A 25,480-nucleotide genomic window follows, 5' to 3' on the forward strand; every position below is an offset into this window, starting at 1 on the left:
GAGATACGACAAGCTCGCCGTCCGCTACGAAGCGACCGTGCTGGTCGCAGCCATCAACGAGTGGCTGTGACCAGCACTTTCGAAACGCCCCCTAGTAATACCCCTTCGCCCCGTCGAGCAGCTCCCTCACGATGTCCGCGTGCCCCGCGTGCCGCCCGGTCTCCTCGACGAGATGGATGAGCATCCAGCGGAGGTTGGCGTTGCCGGAGCGGAAGTCGGGGTGGCGGCCGACGTCGTCCAGGGAGGCCACGGCCACAATCTCGTTGCTTCGGGTGCACTGGGCCTCGTACTCGTCGAGCAGCTGCTTCAGCGAACTGCCGTTGGTGCGCCAGTTGGCATCCTCCGTCTCGTCAAAGGACGGGTTCTGCGTCTTGTCGCCACCCAGGAACAGCACCTCCAGCCAGGTGTGCTCGACCCACCGCATATGGCTGATGAGCCCGGCCATCGTCATCGTCGGCGAGGTCGGGATGACGGAGCGGTGCGCGTCTGCCTCGCTCAGGCCCTCGCACTTCAATCTCAGGATCTGCCGTTGCAGATCCAGCCAGCCAATGAGCGCGGTGCGCTCGTCGGCCTGCAAGGGGGGACGCTCAAGTGAAGGTGCCATGCCTGTGGACGTTAGGCGCCCGGTCTGCGACTGTCGCCCGATTTCCGACTCAAGATCCACCGGACAGGCCCTAGAGGCGTCGTCCCGCGCATCGCCAGGCCCAGCATCGAGTCCAGCGAGCGCCTCGGTCGGCACCGCTGGAAGATCGAACGGTCGATCTCCTGGCTCTTCCGCCACCGCCGTCTGACGGTCCGATACGAGCGCAAGGCAGCCACTTCCTGGCCTTCCTTGGCCTCGCAGCGGCACTGACCTGCTACAAGAAGCTGACCAAACTCGCCACGTGAGACAACTTCTAAGATCATCTCATCCAGTTCCCGTGGGCCGTTCACTCCTGTTTCATCGAACTCACATCAAATCGAACATCTGTTGGATATCGTCGGTCCGTCGAACAGGCACCGTAATGAGCTCACTCGTGTCACACGTGAGCAGTCCCGGCATGTGAGGGGAGCCCCGCCGGGTCAGCGCTCGCCGGCCCGGCCCACTGGCCATACACGGGGAGGGCAACTACACCTATGCAGACGACGTTTTGGAGTCGGCGCAGCTTCGTCAGCGCACTGACCGCTGTCATGGCCGCCGCCACGTCTCCCATCGCGTTGGCGCCCCTGGCCCGCGCCGCTACGACCGGCGGCGAGACCGTCGATCCACTGGCCCTGCCGGACACCGACCGCCTCAAGGACGGCTTCAAGCCCGCCATCGTCGAGGACCTGCAGGTGGTCACGGCCACCGTCTCCAGTACCGGAGGCAAGGCGGTCAAGCGGGACGCCTCCGCCGCCCTGAGTACCGGCACGCAGGCGGCTCTGGAGGACTTCCTGCTCGAGGGCCAGTACACCGCCCGTGAAGAGGACATGCGGGTGGAGATCAGCACCATGATGTTCACCGCCGGTCCGGAGGTACAGAAGTACGCGGACCGCGCCCTCAGCGGCACGGCGGCCGACGTCCAGTGGTTCCTCGACACCGGCCAGCACATTGCCCGTGCCCGGGACCAGGAGTCGGCGACGATCGAGGAACTCGTCGCAGTCGTTGAGCGGGAGGGCAAGCGCGCACAGGCCGAGACCGACGAGGCTGTCGAGGCCTCCGAGCGGGCCAAGACCGCCGCGGAGAAGGCGAAGGAGGCTGCCGAGACGGCGGCTGCGGAGGCGGGCGCGGCCAAGGACGACGTACAGAAGTCCGCGGCGGCCGCCGGCCAGGCGATCGACTACGCCAACAAGTCCATCGTCCACGCGGCCGCCGCGGTCGATGCCGCCAACACCGCCACCAAGGCCGTGGAGCAGGCCGCGCGAGAAGCGGAGTTGGCGCGCCTGGACGAGTGCAAGCAGCAGGGCCTGGACGAGGCGGCGGAACTCGCCCAGATCGAGGCGGACGAACGGGCGGATTACGAGAACAAGCGCGCACAGGCGGAGCAGACCGGCCAGGCCATCAAGGGCCTGATCAGCCAGGCCGAACAGGCCCTTGCCGGCAACGACCTGGCGCTGGCCGCCACCCTGGGCCGCAAGGCCTCCATCGGCCTGCTCGACGCGAACGGCGCCTGGACGCGCGAGGCAGCCCAGTTCGCCCTGTCCGGCACGGACGCCGACGTGCACGCCTGGATCGACACCGACCGGGCAATCGCCCAGGGGCAAGACGACCGGGAGACCGCCGTCTACTACGCCCAGGTGTCCGCGCCCGGGATCGCGGTGGCGGCACAGACCGCGCTGGAGAGCGACGCCGACGACGCTGCGCGCACCTTCCTCACCACGGGAGCGATCGAGGCCGCCGCGGACGACTACCGCGTCCAGGTCCTGCGCATCCTCAACAGCAACCCCGGTTCCGCCGTCAAGGCTGCGGCCCAGGCTGCGCTCGACGCGAACACCCCCAAGGCGCTACAGGACTTCTTCGACACGGCCTACCGCGACGCGATCCGGGAGGACGACGCGGTCGCCACCGCGACCCTCATCAACAACGGCGGCGCGTACACCAAAGCCCACGCCGAGGTCGCGTTGGAGGGCCCGACGTGGATGCGTAGGAACTTCATCGACGTCGTGCAGCACAAGACGGCACAGCTCGACTACGACTCCGCCACCCACATCGCGGCGATCCGCGGCGCGATCGCGGCAGCGGCGAGGATCGCCTACAAGGCGCAGGAGGACGCGGCGCTGGCGTCCAAGGCGGCGGCGGAAGCACGCAAGGCGGCCGACGAGGCGGCGGAGTGGGCGGACAAGGCGGAGGCCTTGGCGGACAAGGCCGCCGGCTACGCCGACGAGGCGCGCAAGAACGCACACGACGCAGACAAGTCCGCCGCTTCGGCCCAGGCCTCGGCGGACAAGGCCAAGACCGCGGCGGAGGCCGCGCGCGGCGCCGCCCGCTCGGCGAACTACTCGCGAACAAGGCGATCGACGCCGCCCGCCGCGCCCTGAACTCCTCCTACAGCGCCCAGGCGTCGGCGGCCAGCGCCCGCCAGTCCGCGCTCCAGGCGGGCCAGGACGCCAAGACGGCGGCGGCCGCGGCCAGCGACGCCCGCCGCATCGCCACCGCGAAGCGCAGGGCCGAGGCCGCCGAAGCCGCACGGCAAGCGGCGGAGGAGGCGCAGAAGAACCGGGACAGCGGGACCGACCCGGCCGACAGTTCCACGCACGACCAGGTCAACTCCAACGGCAGCAACGGCAGCAACAGCAGCAACAGCGAGAAGTGGTACAAGGATGCCGGCTGGTGGGCCGACACCTTCAACTACATCAGCATCGGCACCGGCTTCCTCTCCGCCGGACTGGGCCTCGCGGGTCTCGCCTTCCCGCCGCTGGAGGCGGCCGCCGGGTTCTTCGCGTTCGTCTCCATGGGTTCCGCCGCCCTCAGCACCCTGTTCACGGGCTTCGAGTACGGGTTCACCAGCAGCGAGTTCGTCTCCTTTGCCGCGGGTACCGCACTGGTCCTGGTCACCTTCGGCCAGTCCAAGTGGATCGGGGCGCTCGGCGGCACCAAGGTGGCCACGAAGGTCACGCAGTTCGCCCACGATCTCGTGTCCCCGATCACCTCGACGCTGTCGTCCTGGTCCTGACAGGACCCGGTTCGTAGACTGACCGGCAGGGGCCGGTATTCATAAATCGCCGGCCCCTGCGCCTTTCTCGCCGGTCTTCTCACCTCTCACGGATTTCTCACCGGAAGGACACCACGTTCGTGCTCGCGTCCGTCGCCACCGGCTGGCTGTGGCTGATGGCCACAGCGGCCTTTGTGATCCATTCCTACGCCATGGCGAGATGGGTCCCACTCCGGAAGTTCTGGATGACGTATCCCTTCATCATGGCCGCGTGCGGGGTCGGCGCGGTCCTGTTCGGTCAGTGGCGAGGTTTCTCGCAGGCCGCCATGGTGACCGGGTATGCCTTCGCCCTCATCGGGCTGACGATCGGGATGTTTCCGACTCGCACGCGGTTCGTGGTGTGGGCCCGTGAGATCGAGCAGGGTGTGCAACGCGAGAAGTACGACTACCCGACCTCGCACCTGGTTTTCTGCGTGGTCTCCGTCGTCGTCATGCTGGTCGTCGCATTCGTTCTGACGCGGTGATACGGCCGCGGTGACAGCTGCGCTGATTCAGCATGCCCAGCACAAAACGAGAGCCTCCCGAAGGGTCTGCCCCTTCGGGAGGCTCTCGGCATCAGGGGATGCGTGTCCGGCTGCCCTCGGCTACCGGACGGCGGTACCGAAGTCGACGCCCGCAGCCGGGATGCCGTCCTGGCCGGGCTGGTAGGTGGTGATCGCCGTGGCCGTGCCGCCGGCAGTCACGTTGGACATCGGCAGGACGTGGACGGCGCCGTAGGTGGACGGGCCGTACGGCATACCGACGTATAGGTTGGTGCCGGTGTAGTGGATGCTGCGGCCCAGGTACTGATTGGCGCCCGGGGTGCCCGGGATGCCGGCGGAGTTGCCGGCGTCGATCCATCGGTCGCTCGCGCCGGGCGTGTCCAGGAGCGAGAAGATGCTGATCGCGCCCGCGTTGGCCGTCGTACCGATGGCCTCGTTCGGGATGCCGACGGCGAGGTGGTTGGCGTCGGCCGCGACGACGCTGCCGAAGCCGTCGTTGGCCTCCACGGCACCGGGCACGTTCGTGCTGTCCTGGTGGACGGAGACGTCGGTGGCGCCATGTACATAGAAGATCATGCCGGCCTTGGCGACGGAGCCGATGGACTCGCCGGGAACGCCGATCACCAGGAACGGCTCACCGGATGTGGTGGTGTCGGCGGCGAGAGCCGCGCCGGTGAGGTCGCCGGCCTCGGGGCTGCTCGCGGCCAGGGAGGCGTTGCCCCTGCCCTGCTCGAAGTGGGTGTCCTTCACCGGGCCCGTGCCGAGCCCGTTCGGGGCGCCGTGCAGGATGTCGACCATGCCTGCGTCGGCGACGATGCCGATGTCCTCGTGGGGGATGCCGACGACCAGGTCGGTGCAGCCGTCCTGGTCCCAGTCGACGGTGTCGACGGCCTCGCCGAACTGGTCGCCGGACTCGGGGGAGCCCGGCACCCAGTCGAGGTTCTGGCTGATCTCTGCGGTGCCCCTTCCGCCGCCGTACAGGATCCGGACCAGGCCCGCTTTGGCGACGCCGCCGACGGTCGCCTGGGGGTCGGCGACGGCGATGTCTTCGACGCCGTCGCAGTTTAAGTCGGTGATGCGGGTCGCGCCGACCTTGGAGGTCACCCAGGAGGACAGGTCGTCGACGCGGGCGGCGATGCCCCCGTGCGAGTCTCGGCGGCATCGATACCGAAGCAACCTCCCTGGAAAGACTGGCTGGTGAGGGCTACGAGCTGGTGTGTGCCCCCCGCGCCGCGCACCACGGGTCCACCGGAGTCGCCCGTGCACGCGGCTGCGCCGTCCTTGCCGGTGACCGTGGCGGTGGTGGCGGCGGTAACGTCCACCGAGAGGGTTCCGGTGTTCATCTTCAGCGGCGCCCACTCGGTCTTGGTGCGCCCGTAGCCGGCGAACGTCAACTCCTCCCCCGCGGTGGGCGCGGTGGTGGCCAGGGTGATGGGGGTGACATTGGTGACCGGCCGGTTCAGGCGGGCCAGAACCGCGTCGCGATCGGTGCGGGGCTCGAGCTCGACGACCTGGCGCACGGCGCCGTCGGTGCCGGTCAGGTCGGAGCGGCCGATGGTCGCGGTCGTCGTGACCTTCGGTTTCCCGGCGGGCACCGCGAGGCTGGTGGCCGGGTCGTCGGCGAAGCAACTGGCCGCGGTGAGCAGCCACTCGGGGTCGACCAGCACCCCGGAGCAGCCGCGGTCGTGGTCGCCGATGATGAGCTGCGCGGTGTAGCTGAACGTGGTGTCGGTGACGGGCGTGCCGGTGACGGCGGACGCGGGCGCCGCGCACAGCGCGACGGGTCCAGCGATCAGGGCCGCTGCCAGTGCGGAGAGACGCACGGGTCTGGTGTGTCGCATGACGTTATGTCTCTCGCGCACAGGTTCGGGAACGCCGCCGACCCCCGGAGGGGGTGCAGGTGTATCCGTCGGACATGACGGACGCGGAGTGGGCAGTGGTGCGGGACGCGATGCCGGTGCCGGCCTGGCTGGAGGGCCGGGGCGGGCAGCCCGAGGGCTACTGCCACCGCGTCATGCTGGATGCGATCCGGTACGTCACCGACAACGGCATCAAGTGGCGGTCTACGCCCGCCGACTTCCCGCCTGGGATCGGGTGTACGCATTCTTCCGCAGGTGGCGGGAGCACGGCCTGGTCAAGGAGTTCCACGACCGGCTGCGCGGCCAGGCCCGCGAGACTGAGGGCCGGGATCAGCAGCCAACAGCGGCGGTCATCGACTCGCCTTCGGTCAAGCGCGCCGCCTCGGTGCCCGCCGCCACGCGCGGCTATGACGGCGGCAAGAAGGTCAACGGCAGGCGTCGGCACGTCATCACGGACTGCCTGGGCCTCCAGGCGGATCAGGGTGCCCTCGATGACCGGGAGTTCGCCGCTGTGGTCGATCCATGCCGATCGCGTGGTGAGCCGGGGATGGATGCGGTTCCAGGCCATCGCCTTCGCTGTGCCGTACCGATCGGTGACCTGCACTGTCTCCGGTGGCCATCATGAAGGGATGAGCGCCGTACCTGCCGACGCCGTTCCCGGTCCTGAGCCGGTGGCGATGACGCGCTACCCGGCGCTGGTCCCACACCTGCACGGCGGGGTGACACGGACTGGCTTGCGATGGGGTCGGGGTGGTAGCAGAAGCTGGGCAGGTCGGCACTTCGGCAACTGGTCGCGACCGTGGCTGGCCCACGCGCGACGAGTAGGCCGCGTTGCGCAGTAGGTGGAGCCGTTCGGATCTTGGCGAAGGCGGCTGCTTCACCGCTTGTCGGCTGGGGTCAGCAGGTGGCGCAGGGCGGTGCGGTCCACCTTGCCGTTGGGGTTGAGAGGCAGCGTGGGCAGCGCGGTCAGGTGCGCGGGCACCATGTACGGGGGCAGGCGGCGGTGCAGGGCCTCGCGCAGTGCGTCGTCGGTCGTCGCGTCGCCGGTGTGGGCGGCGGCGAGTTCGACACTGCCGTCGGCGGTGGGCAGTGCCAGCGCGACGGCGTCCCGTACGCCCGGCAGGGCCCGCAGGGCCGCCTCCACCTCGCCGAGCTCGACCCGGTAGCCGTGCACCTGGACCTGCTGGTCGACGCGCCCGAGGTGGACGAGCGCCGGACCGCCCGCCGTGTCGTCCCCGTCGAGGGGGGCGACGCGGTCGCCGGTGCGGTACCAGTGGTCGTCGGTCAGCGTGGTGGACGGGTCATACGGCGTGCCGTCGGGTGCGAGGAACCGGCCGGCGTTGTCCGCCGGGTCGAGGTAGCCGGGAAAGCGCTGGCCGCCCCGTACGCACAACTCCCCGTCCCGCACGCGCCCTTCGAGAGCCGGGTGCAGCAGGCCGATGGGGACGGTGCCGTTGGCCGGCTCCGGCCATTCCCGGTCCCGGGCCGGTAGCCGGTACGAGGTGCAGGTGACGGTCAGTTCCGTGGGGCCGTAGGCGTTCTCCAAGACGCTGTGCGGGGCGGCGACTCGCCACGCCCGCGCCTGCTGGAGCGTCAGAGGCTCGCCGCAGAGCACGCTGTGGCGCAACGTGGGCATGCTGTCCGGTCTGAGTGCCCGGAGCCGCTGGGCGAGCGAGATCACCGACGGCACGGAGTTCCAGTGCGTCAGGGCGTGCCGCTGCACGTACCGTACGGGCCGCAGGAGGTCTTGGCGCTGCGCCGCCACCAGCGTGGCGCCCGTGCCCCAGGCCGCGTACATGTCGAGTACGGACGGGTCGAAGGTGAGGTCGAACGTCTGCGACAGGCGGTCGCCGGGGCCCGCGCCGTGGTGCGGCACGGCGTGGGTGAGGTAGGCGTGGATGTTGCGGTGCCGGACGGGCACGCCCTTCGGCATGCCGGTCGAGCCCGAGGTGAACAGGATGTACGCCAGGTCGTCGGCGCCTGGCCGCGGCGCGGGCAGGCCGGGGTCGGCCGCGGTCGCGAGGCCGGGCAGTTCGTCGTCGGTCAGCAGCAGCACGGGGGCGGGCAGCCGGTTGGCGTGGTCACAGATTCCGTCGGTCAGCACGGCATCGAGCGCGGCCGCCCGGGTGATGGCGGTGTTGCGCTCGACGGGGAAAGCCGGCCCCAGCGGCACGACCGTAGCGCCCAGCCGTTGCACGGCGAGGTAGCCGGTGTACGCCACCGCCGTGTGGCCCGCCGCGAGGCCCACGCGGCGCGGGATCTCACCACCGCGTACGTCCACCAGCCGTGCCGCCACGCGGTCGGCCAGCGCGGACAGCTCGCCGTACGTCAGCCGGGTGGCACCGGCCTCCAGTGCGGTCCGCTCCCCATGGGCGGGCACCGACTCCGCGAACCAGTCGTGCAGCGTGCGGAACTCCCCTGCCATCGGCTCCATCACCCTTCCGTCGTCCTCTCCCCTGCCATCCATCGCCCCTCCTCGCCGCCCGTCCACACCAAGGCGTGATCCGGCGGCCCGTACGCACAGCTCAGCGGCGTCGCCGAGATCCCGCGCAGCGCGACCCACCGGTAGGGACCCCATCCCCCGGAGCGGCTTCCGGGCGCCACGCCGACGCTCCACGGCCGGCCCGCCAGGCCCCGGCCGTCCGCCTTGACGCACGCCTCCTGCGCGGTCCACACCCAGGCGACCTCCTCGGCCGCACGGGCCGCCGGCAGTCCGGCGAGCGCCTCGGCCCCCCGCTCGCCCAGCAGCCGCCGCGCGAACGACTCCGTGACGGCCGCTTGGGGCCGCTGGACGTCCACGCCCACCCGCGCACCCACCGCCACGGCTGCCGCGAGGCTGCCCCGGCTGTGCGAGACGCTGACGCCCACGTCCGGGCACGCCCGCAGCCAGGGCTTGCCGTACGCGTCCGGCACGACGGTGTACCGGGCGAGCTCCGGCCGGACGGCGGTGAGCAGGTGCCGCAACAGCCCCCGCCCCGCCAGGAACTCCCGGGCCCGCCACTCCGGCAGGACGGCCGCCCGCAGCAGGTCGTCGCGGTGGGCGCTGGGCCGGGTCGCGGAGAGCTCCCCTGTGATCACCCACACCCCGTCGGCGACCGCGCACGGCGCCGTCACAGCGGCGGACCCGGCGGACCCGCCGCGTTCCTCGGCACCGCCAGCCCCGCCAGAATGCGTTCCGCGTCCTCGGCGACCAGGCCGAGCACCACCTCCGTGGCGCCTCCGCCGATGCCGAACAGCGCCGCCTGCGCCCGGATCTCCTGCATCCCGCCCGAGGCGAACCCGGCCGCCCCCCACAACTGCGCGCACTCGCCCAGCACATGGCCGACCGTGGCACCGGCGGCCGCCTTGAGCGTCGCGCCCGCCCCCGTGTCGTACCCGGTCGCGACCTGCTCCGCCCAGGCGTCGGTGAGGGCCCGCAGTTCGCGCAACCGCACGAGGCACACCGCGAAGCGCTGCCGCACGGACTCCAGGTCCCACAGGCTGCCCTCGCCGTGCGCCCGTGCAGACAGCCGCCGGTGGGTGTCGGCGAGCACCCGGCGGCACAGGGAGACGCCCCACAGCGCGCCGGCCAGCCGTTCGGCGGCGATGTGCCGGGCGAACACGGGCAGCCCGAGCCCGACCCGCCCCACGACGTGGTCCCGCGACAGGCATACGTTGTGGAACTCGGCGTGCCCGGCGCCGGAACCGGCGAAGAGCGCCGAATCGGCGGCCCGTACCGTCACGCCCGGCGCGTCGGCCGGCACCAGGACCCAACTGAAGTGCGTGAAGTGCCGGCCCTCGCGGTGCCGGGCGAGCACCAGGAACGCCTCGGCCGTGGTGGCGTTGGCGATCCACCGCTTCTCCCCGGTCACCTCGACGGTGTCCCCATCGAACCGCGCCCGTGTGCGCAGGCCGGCCAGGTCCGTGCCGGCGGTCTCGTCGGTGGCGGCGAGCGCGACGGTCGCCCGCCCCGTGAGGGCGCGTTCCAGCAGCCGCTCCACGACCGGGCCGGTGCCCGTCGCCAGTATCGGCAGGGCTGTCGCCAACTGGACGCTGGCCGACAGGGTGGCCGCGATCGAGAACCGGGAGTCCAGTGCGTCCAGGACCGCGCCGAGCCCGCCCGGGTCGACACCGGCCCGTACGGAGCTATCACGGTACGCCCGTCCGACGCCGCCGGCCTCGCCGAGCACGGCCCACACCGCGGCGCCGTCGGCGGTGGGGGGCAGGGCGTCCAGCCCGCCGGAGAACGGCCGGCCCGGGACTGCGCGGTCGCCGCCCGCCCGTGGTGTCGGCTCAGGCAAAGGTCACTCCCCGGTCGAGCAGCGCCAGTCGGCCGTCGGCGAGGTGCAGCCGGTCGTTGCTGTAGTTGAGGGCGGCGGACCGCAGGTCGCGCACGGCCAGTTCCAGACGGGTCGGCGAGTCCTTGAGGTAGCCGTGCCTCAGGCCGACCAGTTCCACGAGGCCGTCGGCCGCCGCCGCGCACTCCTCCGAGGCGGTGATCTTCAGCGAGTTCAGCAGCAACTGCCGTGAGGGCCGCGAAAGGTCCTCGCCCGAGTCCACCACGTCAACCGTGTGGGCCAGCAGCGCGTGGACCGTGTCCAGTCGCTGCCGGATGCGGGAGAGGCGAGTGAGCAGCAGGTCCGAACCGGTGTCGAAGCGGTCACGGCCCGCCGGGTTGCGCATCAGCTCCAGCACCCGGGAGAGTGCTCCCGCCGCCGTGCCGAGCCACACGGCCGACCAGCCCACGTGGGCCAGCGGCCCGAACACCTTTCCGGCGATCTCCCGGAACTGCCCCTGCTCCCCCACCACCTGGTGCCCTGGCACGCTCCCCACGAGCCGCAGCGGAACGCTGTGGCTCGCCCGCATGCCCATGGGGTCCCAGTCGCCCGAGCCGGACACCTGAAGTTGCTCACGGTCCGCGTACACCAGCGACACCTCGGTCTCCGCCGAGTCGCCGGGCCCGCGCATGGTGATGAGGAAGCCGTCGGCGTACGCGCCGCCCGTCACCATGGGTGCGAAGCGGTCGATACGCAGCCGGTCGGCGGTGCCCTCCAACCGGGCGTGGGCCGTGAGCAGATGGCCGCCCTTGCCCGCCTCGGTGGTGACGGACGCGAGGTAGACCTCGCCCGCCGCGATGCGGGGCAGGAGTTCCTTGCGCAGCCGGTCGTCCCCGTACCGCACCACGGCCGCGGCCTGCTGGCAGTGCATGGCGAAGATCATGCCGACGGACATGTCGGCACGGCCCAGTGTCTGTGCCGCCGCCACCAGGTCGCGCACGGTTCCGCCGAGGCCGCCGTGCTCGACGGGCGCCAGCAGGCCCAGCAGCCCGGTGCGGCGCAGCTCGTCGAGGGCCTCCACGGGGAACGTCGCGTCCCGGTCGGCGCGGGTCAGGTGCGTCTCGGTGACCTCCGTGACCCGGGCCAGCGCGCCGGTGAGGTCCGGTCCGCCGAGCCGTTGGGGCCGCGTGCTCACGCCGCCTCCTCGCCACCGGTGTTGCCGGGGAGCTGCGCGGCGATCGCGTGCCAGAGGTTGCCGGCGGAGGCGAAGGTGACGTCGTTCAGCTCCTCGTCGGGCAGGGAGATCCCGAAGGTGTCCTCGATGGCGAAGAGCAGCTCGATCGCCTGCATGGAGTCGACACCCAGCCTGCGCAGGTCGGTCTCGGGGGTGATGACGGTGTCCTCGGAGGCGTTTTTCAGGAAGGGGCGCAGGAGTTGGGTGAAGCGGTCGTCCATGACGGTCCTTTCGGCAGGGGCGTGGGGTGTCCGCCCGGGGGGTGGTCAGCGGGCGATACGGCACAGGTCGTCGACCCGGCGCAGGTTCTCGGGCACGAGTTCGTCGGCGCCCAGCTCATGGCCCAGTTCGTCCTCGAGGCGCTCGACGATCTCGACGAGCCGGAAGGAGCTGAAGGAGGCGTACGAAGCGAACTCCGCCCCGTTCAGGAGGGGTTCCTCGGCCACCCCGAGCACGGCGGCGGCGACGGCGGCCACGCGGCGGCGCAGGGCCTCGTACCTCGCCCGGCCGGACGCCTGAGCGGGCCCGGTGGCCGCGTCGCCGGGAGCACCGGGAGTCGGGGTCGTCTGGCCCAGGATCCTCACCTCGTTGGCCAGCACCGCCCGCAGCCGGTCCACCACGCCCGGCGGCTCGGCTCGGCCACGGGAGACCCGGCGGTGGGCCAGGTACGTCTGCTCCACGACCTTGTCCCAGGCGCCCAGCAGGTCCCGCTCGGCCTGGTCTTCCCGGCGCCCCGCGTGGAGGGCCCGGTACTTCACGTGCAGCTTGCGCGTCCGGGCCAGGAGCCACGTCTCGGCGGTGAGCCGCTCCACGGCGAGCGCGCGGTCCTCGCACGCCTCGTACGCGGCGAGGTACGACTCCACCGCCTCGGTGTCCGGGTCCCCGGCGGCGTACGCGGTGGGCGGCAGTGCGGCGACCGGCGGAGGGGGCAGCGCCTCGAACGTGATGACCTCGCCGGGCCCGATCCCCGACAGTTCCGGCGGGGAGAAGACCCAGGATCCCGGCACGGCCGCGCCCCACCGCGTCTCGACCCGGTAGGCGTCGGTCACGTGCCGGCCCCCGGGGCCGGCGGAGAGGAGGAAGCTGTGGTCCATGTGTGCCTGCCCGTGGTACGGCAGCCAGGGCATGTCGTGGGCGTCGGCGACGATGTAGTGCGTAGCGCCGTCCCACCGCACCGGGTCGAGCAGGTCCCCGCGGGCGAACCGCTCCCTGCGCACGGGCCGCAGGCCCAGGAGTCGGCATGCCGCGTCGAGTTGGACGTCCAGCGGCGGGTCGACCGTCGGCAGCCCGTCGCCCCCGGGCCACCAGGCGAAGCGCAGGGGCGCGCCGAGCCGCAGGTGCGTGCCCGGGCCGTGGGCGTGGTCGGCGAGCACGGCCAGGTTGACCTCGACGCAGTCGAGGAGACCGGTGTGGACCGAGTCGAGCTCGAAGCGCTCGGGTTCGGTGGTGTCGGCCATGTCGTTGCACAGTCCTCGGGTGGGGAGACGGACGGTCGGACGGGACGGGGCCGCGTGCCCCGGACGCTCAGATCCACGGGGGCAGCTCGGGGAGCCGCCCGGTGGTCTCCAGGGCGTCACCGGACGCCCGGCCCGCGAGCCACGCCAGGATGTCGGCGCGCTCGCCGGAGACCACGGGCCCGCCTGTGCCGAAGCGGGCGAGTTCCGCGCCCCTGCCGTCGCGCAGGGTGAAGCGCGGTACGCCGTCGGCCTCGGCGTAGTAGCCGAGGACGTCGTCGAGGACGATGTCCCGGGCGGTGCCGGGGATGTTGTGGAAGCCGTAGCCGATCGCCAGGTCCACGTGGTGCAGTTCCAGCTCCCGCAGCCGGATCGCCAAGATACGGCGCGGGGTGCACAGCTCGCCGGTGAACGGTCTGATGGTCGCGTCCCAGGCCGGCGCGGGCAGTTCCTCCACGGCGCGCTGGAAGTGCGCCGACGTCCGCCGGACGTCGGCGACCAGGGCCTCGGCGGGCTGCCGGGCGCCCGCCTCGATCTCGGCGTCCCGCGCCTGCCGGTCGATGTACTGCGGGGTCTCCACCCCGGTGCCCGCCCACTTCAGGAGCCGCTCCAGGGCCGGGGCCTGGCGGGCCAGGTGGCTCAGGACGTGGCCGCGCGTCCAGCCGGGTAGCAGGCACGGCGCGGCGACGTCGGCGTCCCGCAGCGGGCCGAGGCCGGCCAGCAGCCGGCTCGCCGCCGCGTCGAGTTCACCGAAGGAGGCGGTGGTGGGGTCCAGTTCCTTCAACGTGCTTCCTCACTGAGTCGTGGAGCGGTGGGCCTGCGGGGCCTACCGCGCCAGCCGTGCGAATGCCTCGGCGATCCGGTCCAGCCGGGCGTCGATGTGCGGCAGCCGGACCGGGTCGTCGGACTCCAGCGCCTCCTGCTGCTCCTTGTCGTCTCCGTACAGCAGGCTGGTGGCCGCCTTGAAGCGCAGGGCCCCGGGGTCGTCGCCCAGCAGGTGCCCGGCCAGGACGACGATTCCGGACTCGTCCAGGAGGCGGCGGGCCAGGGTCGCCGAGTCGGTGACGCCCTGGCGGGCGAGGGTCTCCCGCAGCGGCTGGAAGTCCGGGTAGACGTAGAACCCGCCGGCCGGCGGACGGCACAGGGCGCCCGCGCCGACGGCGATCCGGTGCACCTCTCGCGCGACCGCCCCGTGCAGCCGGGCACCGGCCCGCAGCCGCTCGGCGATCTCGGGCGGTTCGGCGAAGGCGTACTCGGCCACCTGCTGCAGCGGTCCGGCGAGCGTGGACCACACCTCGCTGGCGACCGAGACCACGGCGTCGCGCAGCCGTGCGCCCGTCTCCCCGGCCGGGAAGCGCGCGACGCCGATGCGCCAGCCGCCGATGCCGAGGGTCTTGGACAGGCCGCTGGTGACGACCGTGCGTTCGGGGGCCACTTCCGCCGGGCTGAGGAAGGGGGTGGCGACGGGGTCGTGCACGACGTCCCGGTAGATCTCGTCGGAGACGATCAGCAGGTCCTCCTCCCGGGCGAGCGCGGCCAGTTGCCGTACCAGGGCCGGTGGGGCGAGGGTCCCGGTCGGGTTGTCGGGCAGGGTCAGGACGAGCAGCCGGGGGTCGTGTCCGTCGGCCCTGGCCCGCCGGAGGGTGGCGCGCAGGGCGGCCGGTTCCGGGGCACCGCCGCAGTCGGCGGGGACGGGCACGCCGAAGACCTGCTTGCCGGCGTACTCGGCCTGCGGGGCGTAGGTGTTCCACGCCGGACGCGGCAGCAGCACGTCCCCCGGGACGGCCAGTTGCAGGGCCATCAGCAACGGCTTGCTGCCGGGGGCGACCACGATCTGGTCCGCCCCGGTGGGCAGTCCGCGCCGGGCGAAGTACCCGGCCACGGACCGGCGTGCCCCAGGGGCGCCGGCGACGGGACCGTACGCGGTGCGGGCCGCGCCGTCCGCCAGTCGGCGGGCCAGTTGGGGCATTAGCGGTAGGCGCGCCTCACCGAAGGCCAGGTGCACCAGTGACTCGCCCGCGGCCGTGCGCTCGTCGACGAGCTGGTTGAGCGCCAGGTTCGGGGAAGGGGGGCGCGGGGCTGGCGTGCTCATGTCCGGTTCCTTTCCGGGGTGTACGGTCCGGGGGCCGCCGTTTCCCACACGGCCGCGGCGAGGTCCCGGGGGGTGCCGGGGGCAGGCTCGAGCTCGTCCAGCCATGCCGCGTCCGGCGACCAGCGGGCCCGGAACGGCCTGCCCACCAGGGACGGGTCGCGCGCCTGGAGCATCCGCAGCCGGAAGAAGGAACCCTCGCCCGTCTCCTCCACCCCGTCGACGACGACCTTGCCGGGCGTGGCCGACATGACCGGGCCGCGCACGGTGCGGGCGAGACCGGGCAGGGTGCGGTAAGCGGCGCCGAAGATGTCCACGGCCCGCGCAAGCGGCACCTTGAAGTAGTCCTGCGGCCCGGTGTCCCGCTCCACGAACAGGTAGTACGGCACCGCGCCCGCGGCCAGCTCGGCCCGCCACATCGCGCTCCAGGCGGCCGCGTCGTCGTTGACGTGCGCGATCAGGGGCGCCTGGCAGTAGACGACCGCGCCGGTGGAGCGGATGCGGGCCAGCGCCCGGCGTGCCGGGCCGGCTTCCAGTTCGCGCGGGTGGCTGAAGTGCGCCATCACGGCGAGCTGCTTGCCCGCCGCGACCACCCGTTCGAACAGCCTCAGCACGTCGTCGGCGTCCTGGTCGGTGACGAAGCGCTGCGGCCAGTACGCCACCGACTTGGTGCCGATGCGGATGGTGTCCACCGTCCGGACCTCGAGGAGGGGTTCCAGGTGGCCGCGCAGCCGCTCGGTGGACATGACCATGGGGTCGCCGCCGGTCACCAGGACGTCGCTCACCTCGGGGTGCGCGTCCAGGTAGCCGAGCAGGCCGGTGGGGTCGGGGGCGGCGAAGCGCAGGTCGGCGTCGCCGACGAACTGCGCCCAGCGGAAGCAGTAGGTGCAGTAGGCGTGGCAGGTCTGTCCCTGGCCGGGGAAGTACAGCACGGTCTCGCGGTACTTGTGCTGGAGGCCGGGTATGACGGCACCTGCCGGGTCGCGCGGCACGTTGAGCCGCTGCTGGCCCGACGGGTGCGGGTTGAGGCGGGCGCGGATGTCCTTGACGGCGTCCCGCAGCGGCAGCCGGTCCGCCGGGTCGGCCGACAGCTTGGCGAGCTGTTCCTCGTCCGCGGCGGTGAGCATGCCCCGCTGGGGGAAGGTGAGCTGGAACATCGGGTCCTCGGACACCCGCTGCCAGTCGATCAGCTCCGACAGGACGTACGCGTTGACCCGGAACGGCAGCACCAGGGAGATCCGGCGCACGGTCTCGCGGACTTCGTCGGACAGCCCGTACCGCGCCGCGATCTCGTCGATGTGGCGGGGTCCGTACGCCCGGAAGCGCTCGGCCCCCGCCGCGCCGGCCGGTGTCACCGCGCACCCCCCGGCCCGTCCGCCTTGCGGTACAGCCGGTCGCCCAGCACCAGGAAGTCCAGGTCCATGGAGCGGAACGCGGCCACCGCGTCCCGGGCCGTGTCGACGATCGGCTCGCCCCGGTCGTTGAACGAGGTGTTCAGCAGCACCGGCGGCGCGCCCTGGGCCGCCAGGGCGTCCAGGACAGCGCCCACAGCCGGTGCCTCGTCACCGTGCAGCACCTGTGGCCTGGTCGTGCCGTCGACGTGCACCACGCCCGGGGCGACCGCGCGGCCCAGTTCGGTGGCGCGCGCCGCGCCCAGCATGTACAGGCTCAGGTGCTCCTGCTGCTCCCACAGCCGTGCCCCGTAGGCGGGGCGGGTCACGCCCGCGAAGGGGCGCCACTGCTCACGGTTCTTGATGGTGTTCACGCGCGTGTTGACGCCGGCGGTGTCCGGTACGGCGATGATCGACCGGTGGCACAGGGCTCGCGGGCCAACCTCGGCGCGGCCCTGGGCGACCGCACCGACGGCACCGCCGAGCAGCAGCTCCGTCACCTGGTCGATGTCCAGCGGAGAGGCCGTCAGGCCCGCGGTGTCCACCGGTTCGCCGCGTCCGCCGGTGCCTGACCCGTGGATGTCGGTGCCCAGGTACGGGCTGAGTGCCCCGGTGCGCCGCCGGGGCGGGCGGACGGTCCAGGCGGCGCCGAGCGCCACACCGGCGTCGTGCGGCACGGGCGGCACGTACAGCGGTCCGGGCAGTGTGCCGTTGGTGCTGCAATTGAGCGCGACACCGCCGCTGAGGCAGAGTTCCTCGACCCCGGCCGCCTTGCGGGTCAGGGCGGCGAGGTGGGTGACCGTCTCCTCGATGACGCGCTGCGCGGTGTAGGCGACGAGCACCGCCCTCGGATCCTCGGCGAGGTGTCCCTCGGGCAGGCTCGGGGCGTCCGTCCCGGCGATGGCCGTGTAGCGCTCGCGCCAGCGGCCGACGACCGTCTCGTACTGCTCCTTGATCTCATCGGCGGTGGCCCGGCCGGTGTTCTCCGCCAGCGGCTCCACGGCGAGCCGGAAGTCGTCGCCCCGGATGTCCACGAGCTGCTCGACCTCCAAGCCGGCGGCGCGCCCGTAGGCGGCCAGGCCCATGGTCTTGCCGGCGTTGAGGAACGAGAAGCCGAGCCAGGTGGAGGCGGCGTCGTAGGCGTAACCCAGTGATGCCGTGCGCTGCCAGCTCCGTTCCCTGCGCGGCGGCGCTCCCTCCTCGTACGTCCAGATCGACGAGGACTCGTTCTCGCCGTGCCCGTCGATCACCAGGACACCGGCCTTGGGGAACGGCGAGGCGTGGAAGGCGGAGGCGGCGTGCGCCTGGTGGTGCGGGATCCGGACGACCTCGGGCGTACGGGCGCCGAAGTCCAGGCCGACCGCGTGGGCGAGGAACTCGGCGTCGTCGGCGAACCGGCGCGGGTAGAGCTGTTCGCCGTCCCAGCCGACGGCGACGACGTCGACGTCGGACGCGGAGATACCCGCCTGCTCCAGGCAGAACCGGGCGGCGTTCACGGGTTTGCGGTACAGGGAGTGGCGGCGGCGGTTGATCCGTTCCTCCTCGGAGAAGGCGACGATCTCGCCGTCACCGTTGACGAGGCAGGCGGAGGTGTCGTGCCAGCCGGTCGGCGGAGCGTTGACGCCCAGAATCCACATGGAGCGGGTTCCTTTCCTCTTCCCCCGGCCCGGTCGGCTCGGTCGTGGCGGGGCGGGGGTGCCGGATGCGGTCGGTGTGTGCGGTGCCGCGTGTGCCGCGCGTCAGGGGCGCGGCGCGGTGTCGGGCCCGCCGAGTGGTTCGGGGGCGGGGTGGGGGGCGTGGGGGTGGTCGGTCTGGGCCAGGGGATCGGGGGTGACTCGCGGGCCGGGCGCGATCAGTGGGGCGGACACGGCTTCCGGGCCGGGCGTGTCGAGGGGGGCGACGACGCAGCGCACCGCGCGTTGGGCGCGGTCCAGGGCGGTCGCGCACTCCTGTGGGGTGTCGCCCACGGCCACCAGGGCGGCGAGGCGCGGCACGATGCCGTGCGGGGGCAGCCGGAGGACGGTCCCCGGGGCGGCGAGCGCCACGGCGCGCTCGATGCCCGGCCGGTCCGCCACGCCCTCGACGTCCAGTGAGCGGACGACGGCGTCCTGCGCGGGATAGAGGAACCGGACCTCGGCGCACCGGTCACGGGTGCGCTCCGTCGCGGGGGTGCGGCCGAGCGCGATGTCGGCGGCCGCGGCGATCTGGTCCACCCCCGTGGCGAGCCGGCCGAGGAGGGGGATGAAGTCCCCGCCGAGCCTGCCGTTCACCTCCACGATGCGCGGCCCGGCCCCGGTCAGGCGCAGTTCGGTGTGGGTGATGCCGGTGCGGATACCGAGGGCCTCGTGGGCCGCGGCGACCACCGCCCGTACCCCGTCGGCCCACGGCTCGTCGTCCCACGGCTTGACGAGGTGACCGATCTCCTCGAAGTACGGCGCGAAGCCCAGGCGCTTGTGGGCCACGTTCAGGACGCGGATCTCGCCGCCGCTCACGGCGCAGTCGACGCTGATCTCCGGACCGTGCAGGTACTCCTCCACGATCGCCCCGTCAAGCCGGTCGATGCCGGGGAAGGCCGCGGTGGCGGCCTGCTCGTAGGCATGGGCGACCTGTTCGGCGCTGCCTGCCACGGCGACCCCGATGCTGCCGGCCAGGGCACGCGGTTTGACGACCACGGGCAGGCCCAGTTCCTCGGCCGCCGCGAGTGCCTCCTCGCGTCCGTGCACGTGCCGGAACCCGGCCGAGGGCACGCCCGCAGCGGTCAGGACCCGGCGCGTGGTGAGCTTGTCGCGGCAGCCGCGCACCGCCCGGGGGCTCATGTGCGGCAGCCCCAGTCGGCGGGCGACCTCGGCGGTGGTCTCCAGCAGGGTCTCGTCCCAGGTGAGCACCGCTCCCAGGCCGGGGCGGCCGGTCAGCAGTGAGGCGACGGCCCGGGTCGTGTCGTCCGCGTCGGCGGTGTCGGCGGCCCGGAACCGGTCGGCGACGTACGGGCGTTGCCAGTCGACGTCCTGCGGCTGGACCAGGGCGGTCTCCACGTGCGCGGCCGCGCTGTCCAGGGCGTACCGGCGGTAGGGCGGGTTGCCGCAGCCGACGACGATCAGACGGGCCAGCGCGCCGGAATCGACCGGGGTGCTGGTGAGCCGTGTCCGCTCGGCCGTGCGCCGGATCGCCGCCGCGACCTCGGCGCTGCTCGCCCCGGAGAACCGGAACCGTGCCCCGGCGTGTTCGTAGCCGCCGCCCCGCATCAGCGTCCCGGTCTCGGGGACGACCCGGGCGTACGCGCCGCCGCCCTCGGGGACGGTGACCGCTTCCACGCGGCACGGCGGCGGGACGGACGGCGGCACCAGCAGCCAGCCGGCCACCGCCTCCGGCCGGGGCAGCGTGGGCGGGGTGGGGTCGGGTGCGCCGGTCTGGTGCGCGAAGGCGGCCGCCATCAGGTCCACGCCGTGCACGTCGCGCCAAACGAACGGCACTTCGGCACCGCCCGGCCGTGCTCCGATCTCCAGCACGGTGAGCTCGCCGGAGCTGCTCGCGAAGAGCTCCAGGTGGAACACCGAGGGCCCGGACAGCAGCGCCCGGGTGGCGGCGCCGGTGATCTCGCCGATTCGGGCGAGGAGTTCGGGGTCGTCGATCTCGACCGAGCCCAGGGCGGTGCCCGTGGTGAACTCCCAGCAGGTGTTCAGGTAGCGCGCCGCCCGCCAGGGGCCCAGGGTGGCGCCGGTGAAGACTCCGTCCACGTGCAGGACGTCGTCGGGCACCCACGGCTGGACGAGCATGTCGGTGTCGGACGGGAAGGTGTGTCGCGTGAGCTGTTCGGCGGTGTCCAGCCGGGTGATGCCGGTGCTCGCCGTGCCCCGCCGCGGTTTCAACAGCACCGGCCAGCCGTGCTCGGAGGCGAACGCCGCGACCGCGTCGTGGTCGCCGGCCTCCGCGGTGGCCGGCACCGGTACACCGGCCGCGCCCAGCCGCCTCGCCATGAGGAGCTTGTCGCGCAGCGGGTGCAGTTCCTCCTCGCCCGGCCCCGGCAGGCCGAATGCGTCGCGCAGCCGGGCGGCCAGGTCGAGGTCGGTCTCCTGGAGGGCCACGATGCGGGTCGGCGGGCCGGCCTGTTCGGTCAGCGCGTCGACGGCCTCGCGCAGGGCTTTCTCGTCCTCGGTGCTGTCCACGAGCCGGAGGCCGGCGGCCTGTTCGACGGGGAGGTGGCGTGCGGCCTGCTCGGTGGTGACGTAGCTGACCCGGTGGACCGTGTGGTCGACGTACCCGGCGTAGTCGGCGTAACGGTCGGTCCACCGGTGGATGACGATCACGTGGTGGCGCACGGAACCTCCTGGAGCGACAACGATGTACGGGGGTACGGGACGGGGCGCCGCGACGGACGGGCACGGGGTGGGCGGGCTCGAAGTGGGCGGCGCGGTGCTCCCTCTCAGGCCCGGTGGCCGTGGGCGGCGGTCAGCAGGACGTCGTGCAGGTCCCACAGGAGGGCGGCGCACGTCTCGCGCCGCAGGTCCTTGGCGGTGAGACGGACCGAGAGGGTGTGCTCGTCCTCCAGCGCCCGTGCGTAACAGCGGGGGCCGATCGTGGTGAAGGGCTCCTCCCACACGAGGGTGGCCTCGCCCCCGGTGCCCGCGCCCGGCCCGCCCGGGGCCGCGCCCGGTGGTACGGCGACGAAGTTGAACGCGCAGGCGGCTTCGGGCGCCGCGGGGGTACGGGCGCGGAGCGCCGCGACCGCCCGTACGTCGTGCATGCCGTGCCGGAACGCGGCCAGCCCACTCCAGTGCGCGGCGCGGGCCAGGTCAGCGAAGGGGGCGCCGGTGTCCTCGATCAGGGCCGGCACCCATTGGTTCATGGACGTCACGGTGTCCCGCCAGCGCGCGGTGAACCGGTTGGCGCTCATCAACTGCACCATCAGCCGGTCGCCGCCGCCGCTGGTGCCGTTGCCGTCGGCGTGGCAGCGGCGGGCGACGGCGCCAACGAAGGCGGCGAGGGCCACACCGGCGACGGAGACTCCCTCGCGGGCGGCGATCGTACGCGCGGCGGCGCGTGCGCGTGCGGAGGTCATGGTGCACTGGACGACGATGCCCGGTCCTTCGGCATCACGCGGGAGGGCGGTCGGCGGGGCGGCGTCGAGCACCTGCTCCCAGTGGGCGAGCGCGGCCCGCTGGCGCCGGAGACCGGCGGGTGAGTACTGGTCCGCCGCCAGTTCGGCGGGGCCGGGCGGCGGTGGCCCGAGCCGTCCCGGATCGGTGATCTCCCGCAGCAGTTCCTGGTGCAGCTGCTCCTGGGCCCATGCGTCGGCGACGATGTGGTGTTTGACGAAGACCAGGTGGGAGGGCGCTCCGTCGCGGGTCACCAGGCGGGCCCGCCAGCCGTGTTCGCGCCCCAGGTCGAAGGGGCGCGCCGCGAGGGCGAGTGCGGTGTCTGCGGGTGGTCGCTCGTCGTTCCCGCCGGTACCGGTGAGGTCGATTGAGGCGCGGATGTGCTCGTCCGGAGGCAACTGGCGTGGATCGTCGGGGTTGTGAAGGTCGTAGCGCGTCCTCAGCGAGGGGTGGCGCAGTGCCAGTGCGTGGAGGACGGCGCTGACCGCTTCCGTGCGTGTGCCCTGCGGAAGGGCCCACACGGCGGCGTTGTTGGGCTCGTGCCGGCGCGAGGGCGGCAGGTCCCGGATGTCGTGCCAGACCGAGAGCTGCCCCAGGGACAGGGGGGTTGTCTCGGTCATTCACGCTCCAGTCACATTTCTTCCGTAATGCGGAATCTAATTTCCGTTGCGATCACCAAGCTGCCACACCACACCGAGACCTGTCCAGCACCGACAGGACCACGGGCGCGTACCGCGAAGGCGGCGATTGCCCGTCAACACCCGTACAACGTGCAGGACATGACGGACACACAGAAAAGTCGGCCACCTTACGCAGACCCCCGTGCGACTCCCCGGAACGACCACTGCCCCCTGGCCGCTAGGACTGGCGTACGAGCGTCGACGTGTGCCAACGTTCACCCTGAAGACGGAATTCATATTCCGCAGAATGGAATTACTGCGATCGCTGTGCCGACCGCAGTGCCCACCACCGCCCGACGACACACGGCCCCGCTGCCGGCGACACACGACGTACCACAGCGCAGGAGAAGGACACGGACGTGACGCAACCACCGGGCGCACCGCCCTCGGCCACCGGCGAATTCCTGCACGACTTCCTGCTCGCTCGGGTTTCCCACAGCCCCGACAGTCCCGCCATCGTGGAGCCCGGCCCGCCGGGAAGCGCCACCGTGACCACGTACGCCGGTCTCCGCGACCGTGTGACGCGGTACGCCGGTGAACTCGACACCCTGGAACTGGAGCTGGGCTCCCGTGTGCTGCTGGAGGCCGAGGCGACCGCCGACTCCATCGCGCTGCTCCTCGCCTGCTCCCGCGCGGGCCTCACCTTCGTACCGGTGAGCCCCGAAACACCGCGGGACCGGCTGCTCACCCTGATCGGGACCGCGCGGCCCGCCCTGCACCTCCAGCCCGAGGACGGCGAGCGCGGTGACCTGCCCGCCGGCGTCGGCACCGCCCGGTTCGGACCCGCCGGTATCACCGTGGAACGACGACCGGCCCCGGTACGCCGCAGGCGCCGGGCGCCCAGCGTCACCGACCCCGCGTACGTCATCTTCACCTCCGGGACCACCGGCCGCCCCAAGGGCGTGGTGATGAGCCACCGTGCCGTCGTCGCCTTCTACCGGGGCATGCTCGCCCACGACATCGCGCGCCCCGGCGACCGGATCGCCAGCACCTCCCCGCTCCAGTTCGACTTCTCGCTGCTCAACATCGGCCTGGCCCTCGGCAGCGGCGCCGCCGTCGCCCCCGTACCGCAGGCCCTGGTCCGCTGGCCCCGGCACTTCCTGCGGGTGCTGCGCGACACCGGGGCGACCCAGGTCAACGGCGTACCGTCGATCTGGCGGCAGGTGCTGCACCACGAGCCGGACCGCCTCGGTGAGCTCGACCGCCTGCGCAGTGTGCTCATCTGCGGTGAGGAGTTCCCGCTGCCGGAGCTTCGGCAGTTGCAGCGGCTGCGGCCCGGGATGCGCATCGTCAACTGCTACGGCGCCACCGAGTCGATGGCCTGCTCCTTCGAGGACGTCCCCGACCCCCTCCCCGACGACGCCGAACGCCTCTCCATCGGCGTGGCCCACCCCGGTGCCGAGATGGTGCTGGTGGACCGGTCCGGCCGGGTCGTCGACCGCCCCGGGACACCCGGAGAGATCCACCTCCGCAGCCCCGCTCTCTTCTCCGGCTACTGGGACGACCCCGAGGCCACGCGCGCCGCCCTCGTCCCCGACCCGCTGTGCCCGCAGTCCGGACAAGTGGTGCTGCGCACCGGGGACCTGGCGGTCCGGGGCGAGAAGGGTGAGTTCTACTTCTGCGGTCGCACCGACTCCCAGGTGCAGATCAACGGCAACCGTGTCGAGCTGGGCGAGGTGGAGCGCCGGCTGCTGGACTTCCCCGGCGCCACCGCGGCCGCCGCGCTGCCCCTGCCGGAGCCGGGTGGTGGCAGCCGGCTGGCCGCCTTCGTCGTCGCCGCGGCCGGGGAGGACCGGCCGCGGGCGGACGAACTGCGGGACTTCTGCGCACTGACCCTGCCCGCCTACATGGTCCCCGGCGAGATCCGACTCCTCGACACCCTGCCCACCACCGCGAACGGCAAGGTCGACCGGGCGGCCCTGGCCGCGGCGCCCGCGCAGGCGGCCCCCGGTCCGGCCCGGACCCCGGGCACCGCTGCCGCGCCCTTCCAGGGAGAACGATGACCACGACGGACCGGCCGGGCAGCGGTACGACCCCGGGCACCGCGCCGACGCCCGGCCGCCGGCGCGCCCGGTGGCGGACGCATGTCGCCGTCCGGGTCGGCGGCCTGCCCAGCACCTTCTGGGTGCTCTGGTGCGGCACCCTGGTCAACCGGCTCGGCGCCATGGTCAATCCGTTCCTGAGCCTCTACCTCACCGAGGCCAGGGGCGTGCCCATCGCCACCACGGGCCTGATCCTCGCGGGGGTCGGCGTCGGGTCCGTCATCTCCCAGCCGGTCGGCGGGGTGATCACCGACCGCTTCGGCCGCAGGATCGCGCTCACCGGCGGCATGATCGCGAACGGGGCCGTGCTGCTCTCCCTCGGGCACGCCGAGAGCCTCCCCGCGATCGCCGCCTGCGCCTTCGCGCTGGGCGTCACGATCGACCTGTTCCGGCCCGCCTCGCAGGCCCTGGTGGCCGACGCGGTACCGGCCGCCGACCGCACCCGCGCCTTCGGGCTGCTGCTGTGGTCCGTCAACCTGGGCTTCTCCGCAGCCATGGTGATGGGCGGTTACCTGGCGACCCACGGGTTCCACCTGCTCTTCTGGGTCGACGCGGTGGCGTGCGCGGTCTTCGGCCTGCTCGTCTGGTTCGCCGTCCCGGAAACGCACCGGCCGGCCCCCGGCGGCCGCCCCGACGGCACCTTCCGCAACGCCCTCGCCGACAAGGTGATGGTGGCGTTCGCCGGCGTCGTCGTGCTGTACGCCACGGTGTTCCAGCAGGCGTTCGCCACCCTGCCGCTGGCGATGAGCGGCAGCGGGCTGTCCAGTGGGGCGTACGGCACCGTCATGGGCGTCAACGGCATCGTCGTCATCGCCGTACAGCCACTGATCGGCCACCGGCTGGCCGCGTTCGACAAGAGCCGGGTGCTCGCCTTCGGTTTCACCGTGGCCGCCTGCGGCAACGCGCTCGTGGCCCTAGCGTCCGGCACGCTGGTATACGGCGTGGCGGTCGCGGTATGGAGCCTGGGCGAGGTGCTCGTCTTCGCGGTCACCGCCTCCATCGTCGCCGACCTCGCGCCCGCCCATCTGCGCGGGCGCTACAACGGGTTCCTCGGTATGGCGTGGGGCACCGGTTTCCTCGTCGCGCCCGTCGTCGGCACCCGGCTCCTGGCCGTCGGCGCCCCCGTGCTCTGGCTGTCGTGTGCCGCCCTGTGCGTCCTGGCCGCGGTGGCGCAACTGCTGCTCGCTCCGGCCATCCGCCGCCGCGAGGTGACTCCGTGAAGGCCGCGG

General features: G+C 72.7%; 19 protein-coding genes and 4 pseudogenes. 7 read left to right on the forward strand and 16 right to left on the reverse strand.

The window, feature by feature from the left end:
* Positions 1–91: 91 nt before the first annotated feature.
* Positions 92–604, reverse strand: coding sequence for a DinB family protein (locus ACFXOM_RS06285; protein ID WP_384947534.1), 513 nt, complete (start codon positions 602–604; stop codon positions 92–94).
* Positions 605–676: 72 nt separating this feature from the next.
* Here ACFXOM_RS06285 and ACFXOM_RS06290 point away from each other — a divergent pair.
* Together ACFXOM_RS06290 and ACFXOM_RS06295 are read left to right on the forward strand one after the other, a co-directional pair.
* Positions 677–888 (forward strand): annotated as a pseudogene (locus ACFXOM_RS06290) (transposase); the annotation flags it as partial.
* A 228-nt stretch (positions 889–1,116) separates the two neighbouring features.
* On the forward strand, positions 1,117–2,997 hold the full coding sequence (locus ACFXOM_RS06295) for an ALF repeat-containing protein (protein ID WP_385037120.1): 1,881 nt from the start codon (positions 1,117–1,119) through the stop codon (positions 2,995–2,997).
* A gap of 7 nt (positions 2,998–3,004) precedes the next feature.
* Here the strand turns inward: ACFXOM_RS06295 and ACFXOM_RS06300 are convergent, their stop codons facing one another.
* Positions 3,005–3,307, reverse strand: a complete 303-nt coding sequence (locus ACFXOM_RS06300) for a hypothetical protein (RefSeq protein ID WP_385037123.1) — start codon at positions 3,305–3,307, stop codon at positions 3,005–3,007.
* 103 nt (positions 3,308–3,410) lie between these two features.
* On the opposite strand from ACFXOM_RS06300, the gene ACFXOM_RS06305 reads away from it, so the two are divergent.
* Both ACFXOM_RS06305 and ACFXOM_RS06310 read left to right on the forward strand, forming a co-directional pair.
* Positions 3,411–3,632, forward strand: a complete 222-nt coding sequence (locus tag ACFXOM_RS06305) for a hypothetical protein (protein WP_385037126.1) — start codon at positions 3,411–3,413, stop codon at positions 3,630–3,632.
* A 119-nt stretch (positions 3,633–3,751) separates the two neighbouring features.
* Positions 3,752–4,135 (forward strand): hypothetical protein, encoded by a 384-nt coding sequence (locus ACFXOM_RS06310; protein WP_384947528.1) that lies wholly within the window; start codon positions 3,752–3,754, stop codon positions 4,133–4,135.
* 120 nt (positions 4,136–4,255) lie between these two features.
* Here ACFXOM_RS06310 and ACFXOM_RS06315 read toward each other — a convergent pair.
* Positions 4,256–5,994 (reverse strand): annotated as a pseudogene (locus ACFXOM_RS06315) (S1 family peptidase).
* Between the two features lie 110 nt (positions 5,995–6,104).
* Between ACFXOM_RS06315 and ACFXOM_RS06320 the strand changes: the two are divergent.
* A pseudogene (locus ACFXOM_RS06320) lies at positions 6,105–6,481 on the forward strand (transposase); the annotation flags it as partial.
* Here the strand turns inward: ACFXOM_RS06320 and ACFXOM_RS06325 are convergent.
* From ACFXOM_RS06325 to ACFXOM_RS06385, 13 genes and pseudogenes are all read right to left on the reverse strand, one after another.
* Positions 6,479–6,619, reverse strand: a pseudogene (locus ACFXOM_RS06325) (transposase); the annotation flags it as partial. The pseudogenes ACFXOM_RS06320 and ACFXOM_RS06325 sit on opposite strands and share 3 nt — an antisense overlap.
* 270 nt (positions 6,620–6,889) lie before the next feature.
* Positions 6,890–8,479 (reverse strand): AMP-binding protein, encoded by a 1,590-nt coding sequence (locus ACFXOM_RS06330; RefSeq protein ID WP_385037129.1) that lies wholly within the window; start codon positions 8,477–8,479, stop codon positions 6,890–6,892.
* Positions 8,446–9,090, reverse strand: a complete 645-nt coding sequence (locus ACFXOM_RS06335) for a 4'-phosphopantetheinyl transferase family protein (protein ID WP_385037132.1) — start codon at positions 9,088–9,090, stop codon at positions 8,446–8,448. Before ACFXOM_RS06335 ends, ACFXOM_RS06330 begins: the two co-directional genes overlap by 34 nt.
* 32 nt (positions 9,091–9,122) lie before the next feature.
* Positions 9,123–10,292: an acyl-CoA dehydrogenase family protein gene (locus ACFXOM_RS06340; RefSeq protein ID WP_385037135.1), complete on the reverse strand. Its 1,170-nt coding sequence runs from the start codon at positions 10,290–10,292 to the stop codon at positions 9,123–9,125.
* A complete protein-coding gene (locus tag ACFXOM_RS06345) occupies positions 10,285–11,463 on the reverse strand; it encodes an acyl-CoA dehydrogenase family protein (protein WP_384927705.1) in 1,179 nt (392 codons plus the stop codon). Before ACFXOM_RS06345 ends, ACFXOM_RS06340 begins: the two co-directional genes overlap by 8 nt.
* Positions 11,460–11,723 carry an acyl carrier protein gene (locus ACFXOM_RS06350; RefSeq protein WP_384927707.1) on the reverse strand — a complete coding sequence of 88 codons (264 nt, stop codon included), beginning with the start codon at positions 11,721–11,723 and terminating at the stop codon, positions 11,460–11,462. The genes ACFXOM_RS06345 and ACFXOM_RS06350 overlap by 4 nt, the downstream gene beginning before the upstream one ends.
* A 45-nt stretch (positions 11,724–11,768) precedes the next feature.
* Positions 11,769–12,959 (reverse strand): hypothetical protein, encoded by a 1,191-nt coding sequence (locus ACFXOM_RS06355; RefSeq protein ID WP_385037138.1) that lies wholly within the window; start codon positions 12,957–12,959, stop codon positions 11,769–11,771.
* A 67-nt stretch (positions 12,960–13,026) separates the two neighbouring features.
* On the reverse strand, positions 13,027–13,740 hold the full coding sequence (locus ACFXOM_RS06360; protein ID WP_385037141.1) for a maleylpyruvate isomerase family mycothiol-dependent enzyme: 714 nt from the start codon (positions 13,738–13,740) through the stop codon (positions 13,027–13,029).
* A gap of 42 nt (positions 13,741–13,782) precedes the next feature.
* Positions 13,783–15,048 (reverse strand): pyridoxal phosphate-dependent aminotransferase, encoded by a 1,266-nt coding sequence (locus ACFXOM_RS06365; protein ID WP_385037143.1) that lies wholly within the window; start codon positions 15,046–15,048, stop codon positions 13,783–13,785.
* Positions 15,045–16,400 carry a KamA family radical SAM protein gene (locus tag ACFXOM_RS06370; protein WP_384927715.1) on the reverse strand — a complete coding sequence of 452 codons (1,356 nt, stop codon included), beginning with the start codon at positions 16,398–16,400 and terminating at the stop codon, positions 15,045–15,047. Before ACFXOM_RS06370 ends, ACFXOM_RS06365 begins: the two co-directional genes overlap by 4 nt.
* The gene (locus tag ACFXOM_RS06375; RefSeq protein ID WP_384927717.1) at positions 16,397–18,073 is read right to left on the reverse strand and encodes a carbamoyltransferase C-terminal domain-containing protein; all 1,677 of its coding nucleotides are present in this window, start codon (positions 18,071–18,073) and stop codon (positions 16,397–16,399) included. Before ACFXOM_RS06375 ends, ACFXOM_RS06370 begins: the two co-directional genes overlap by 4 nt.
* A gap of 102 nt (positions 18,074–18,175) precedes the next feature.
* Complete coding sequence (locus ACFXOM_RS06380) at positions 18,176–20,752, reverse strand: ATP-grasp domain-containing protein (protein WP_385037146.1); 2,577 nt, start codon at positions 20,750–20,752, stop codon at positions 18,176–18,178.
* 104 nt (positions 20,753–20,856) lie between these two features.
* Positions 20,857–22,149, reverse strand: coding sequence for a condensation domain-containing protein (locus tag ACFXOM_RS06385; protein WP_384927721.1), 1,293 nt, complete (start codon positions 22,147–22,149; stop codon positions 20,857–20,859).
* A 419-nt stretch (positions 22,150–22,568) separates the two neighbouring features.
* Here ACFXOM_RS06385 and ACFXOM_RS06390 point away from each other — a divergent pair, with 419 nt between their 5' ends.
* Positions 22,569–24,212, forward strand: coding sequence for an AMP-binding protein (locus ACFXOM_RS06390; RefSeq protein WP_385037149.1), 1,644 nt, complete (start codon positions 22,569–22,571; stop codon positions 24,210–24,212).
* Positions 24,209–25,471, forward strand: coding sequence for an MDR family MFS transporter (locus tag ACFXOM_RS06395; RefSeq protein WP_384947503.1), 1,263 nt, complete (start codon positions 24,209–24,211; stop codon positions 25,469–25,471). The genes ACFXOM_RS06390 and ACFXOM_RS06395 overlap by 4 nt, the downstream gene beginning before the upstream one ends.
* Positions 25,472–25,480: the final 9 nt, after the last annotated feature.

The organism is Streptomyces sp. NPDC059169 (assembly GCF_042755225.1).
Classification (GTDB): domain Bacteria; phylum Actinomycetota; class Actinomycetes; order Streptomycetales; family Streptomycetaceae; genus Streptomyces.

Excerpts from the sequence above, each read along its gene's own strand:
- ACFXOM_RS06330 (WP_385037129.1), bottom strand. The coding sequence starts at position 8,479 with ATGGATGGCAGGGGAGAGGACGACGGAAGGGTGATGGAGCCGATGGCA.
- ACFXOM_RS06285 (WP_384947534.1), bottom strand. The coding sequence starts at position 604 with ATGGCACCTTCACTTGAGCGTCCCCCCTTGCAGGCCGACGAGCGCACC.
- ACFXOM_RS06395 (WP_384947503.1), top strand. The coding sequence starts at position 24,209 with ATGACCACGACGGACCGGCCGGGCAGCGGTACGACCCCGGGCACCGCG.
- ACFXOM_RS06305 (WP_385037126.1), top strand. The coding sequence starts at position 3,411 with ATGGGTTCCGCCGCCCTCAGCACCCTGTTCACGGGCTTCGAGTACGGG.
- ACFXOM_RS06365 (WP_385037143.1), bottom strand. The coding sequence starts at position 15,048 with ATGAGCACGCCAGCCCCGCGCCCCCCTTCCCCGAACCTGGCGCTCAAC.
- ACFXOM_RS06350 (WP_384927707.1), bottom strand. The coding sequence starts at position 11,723 with ATGGACGACCGCTTCACCCAACTCCTGCGCCCCTTCCTGAAAAACGCC.
- ACFXOM_RS06375 (WP_384927717.1), bottom strand. The coding sequence starts at position 18,073 with ATGTGGATTCTGGGCGTCAACGCTCCGCCGACCGGCTGGCACGACACC.
- ACFXOM_RS06295 (WP_385037120.1), top strand. The coding sequence starts at position 1,117 with ATGCAGACGACGTTTTGGAGTCGGCGCAGCTTCGTCAGCGCACTGACC.
- ACFXOM_RS06385 (WP_384927721.1), bottom strand. The coding sequence starts at position 22,149 with ATGACCGAGACAACCCCCCTGTCCCTGGGGCAGCTCTCGGTCTGGCAC.
- ACFXOM_RS06355 (WP_385037138.1), bottom strand. The coding sequence starts at position 12,959 with ATGGCCGACACCACCGAACCCGAGCGCTTCGAGCTCGACTCGGTCCAC.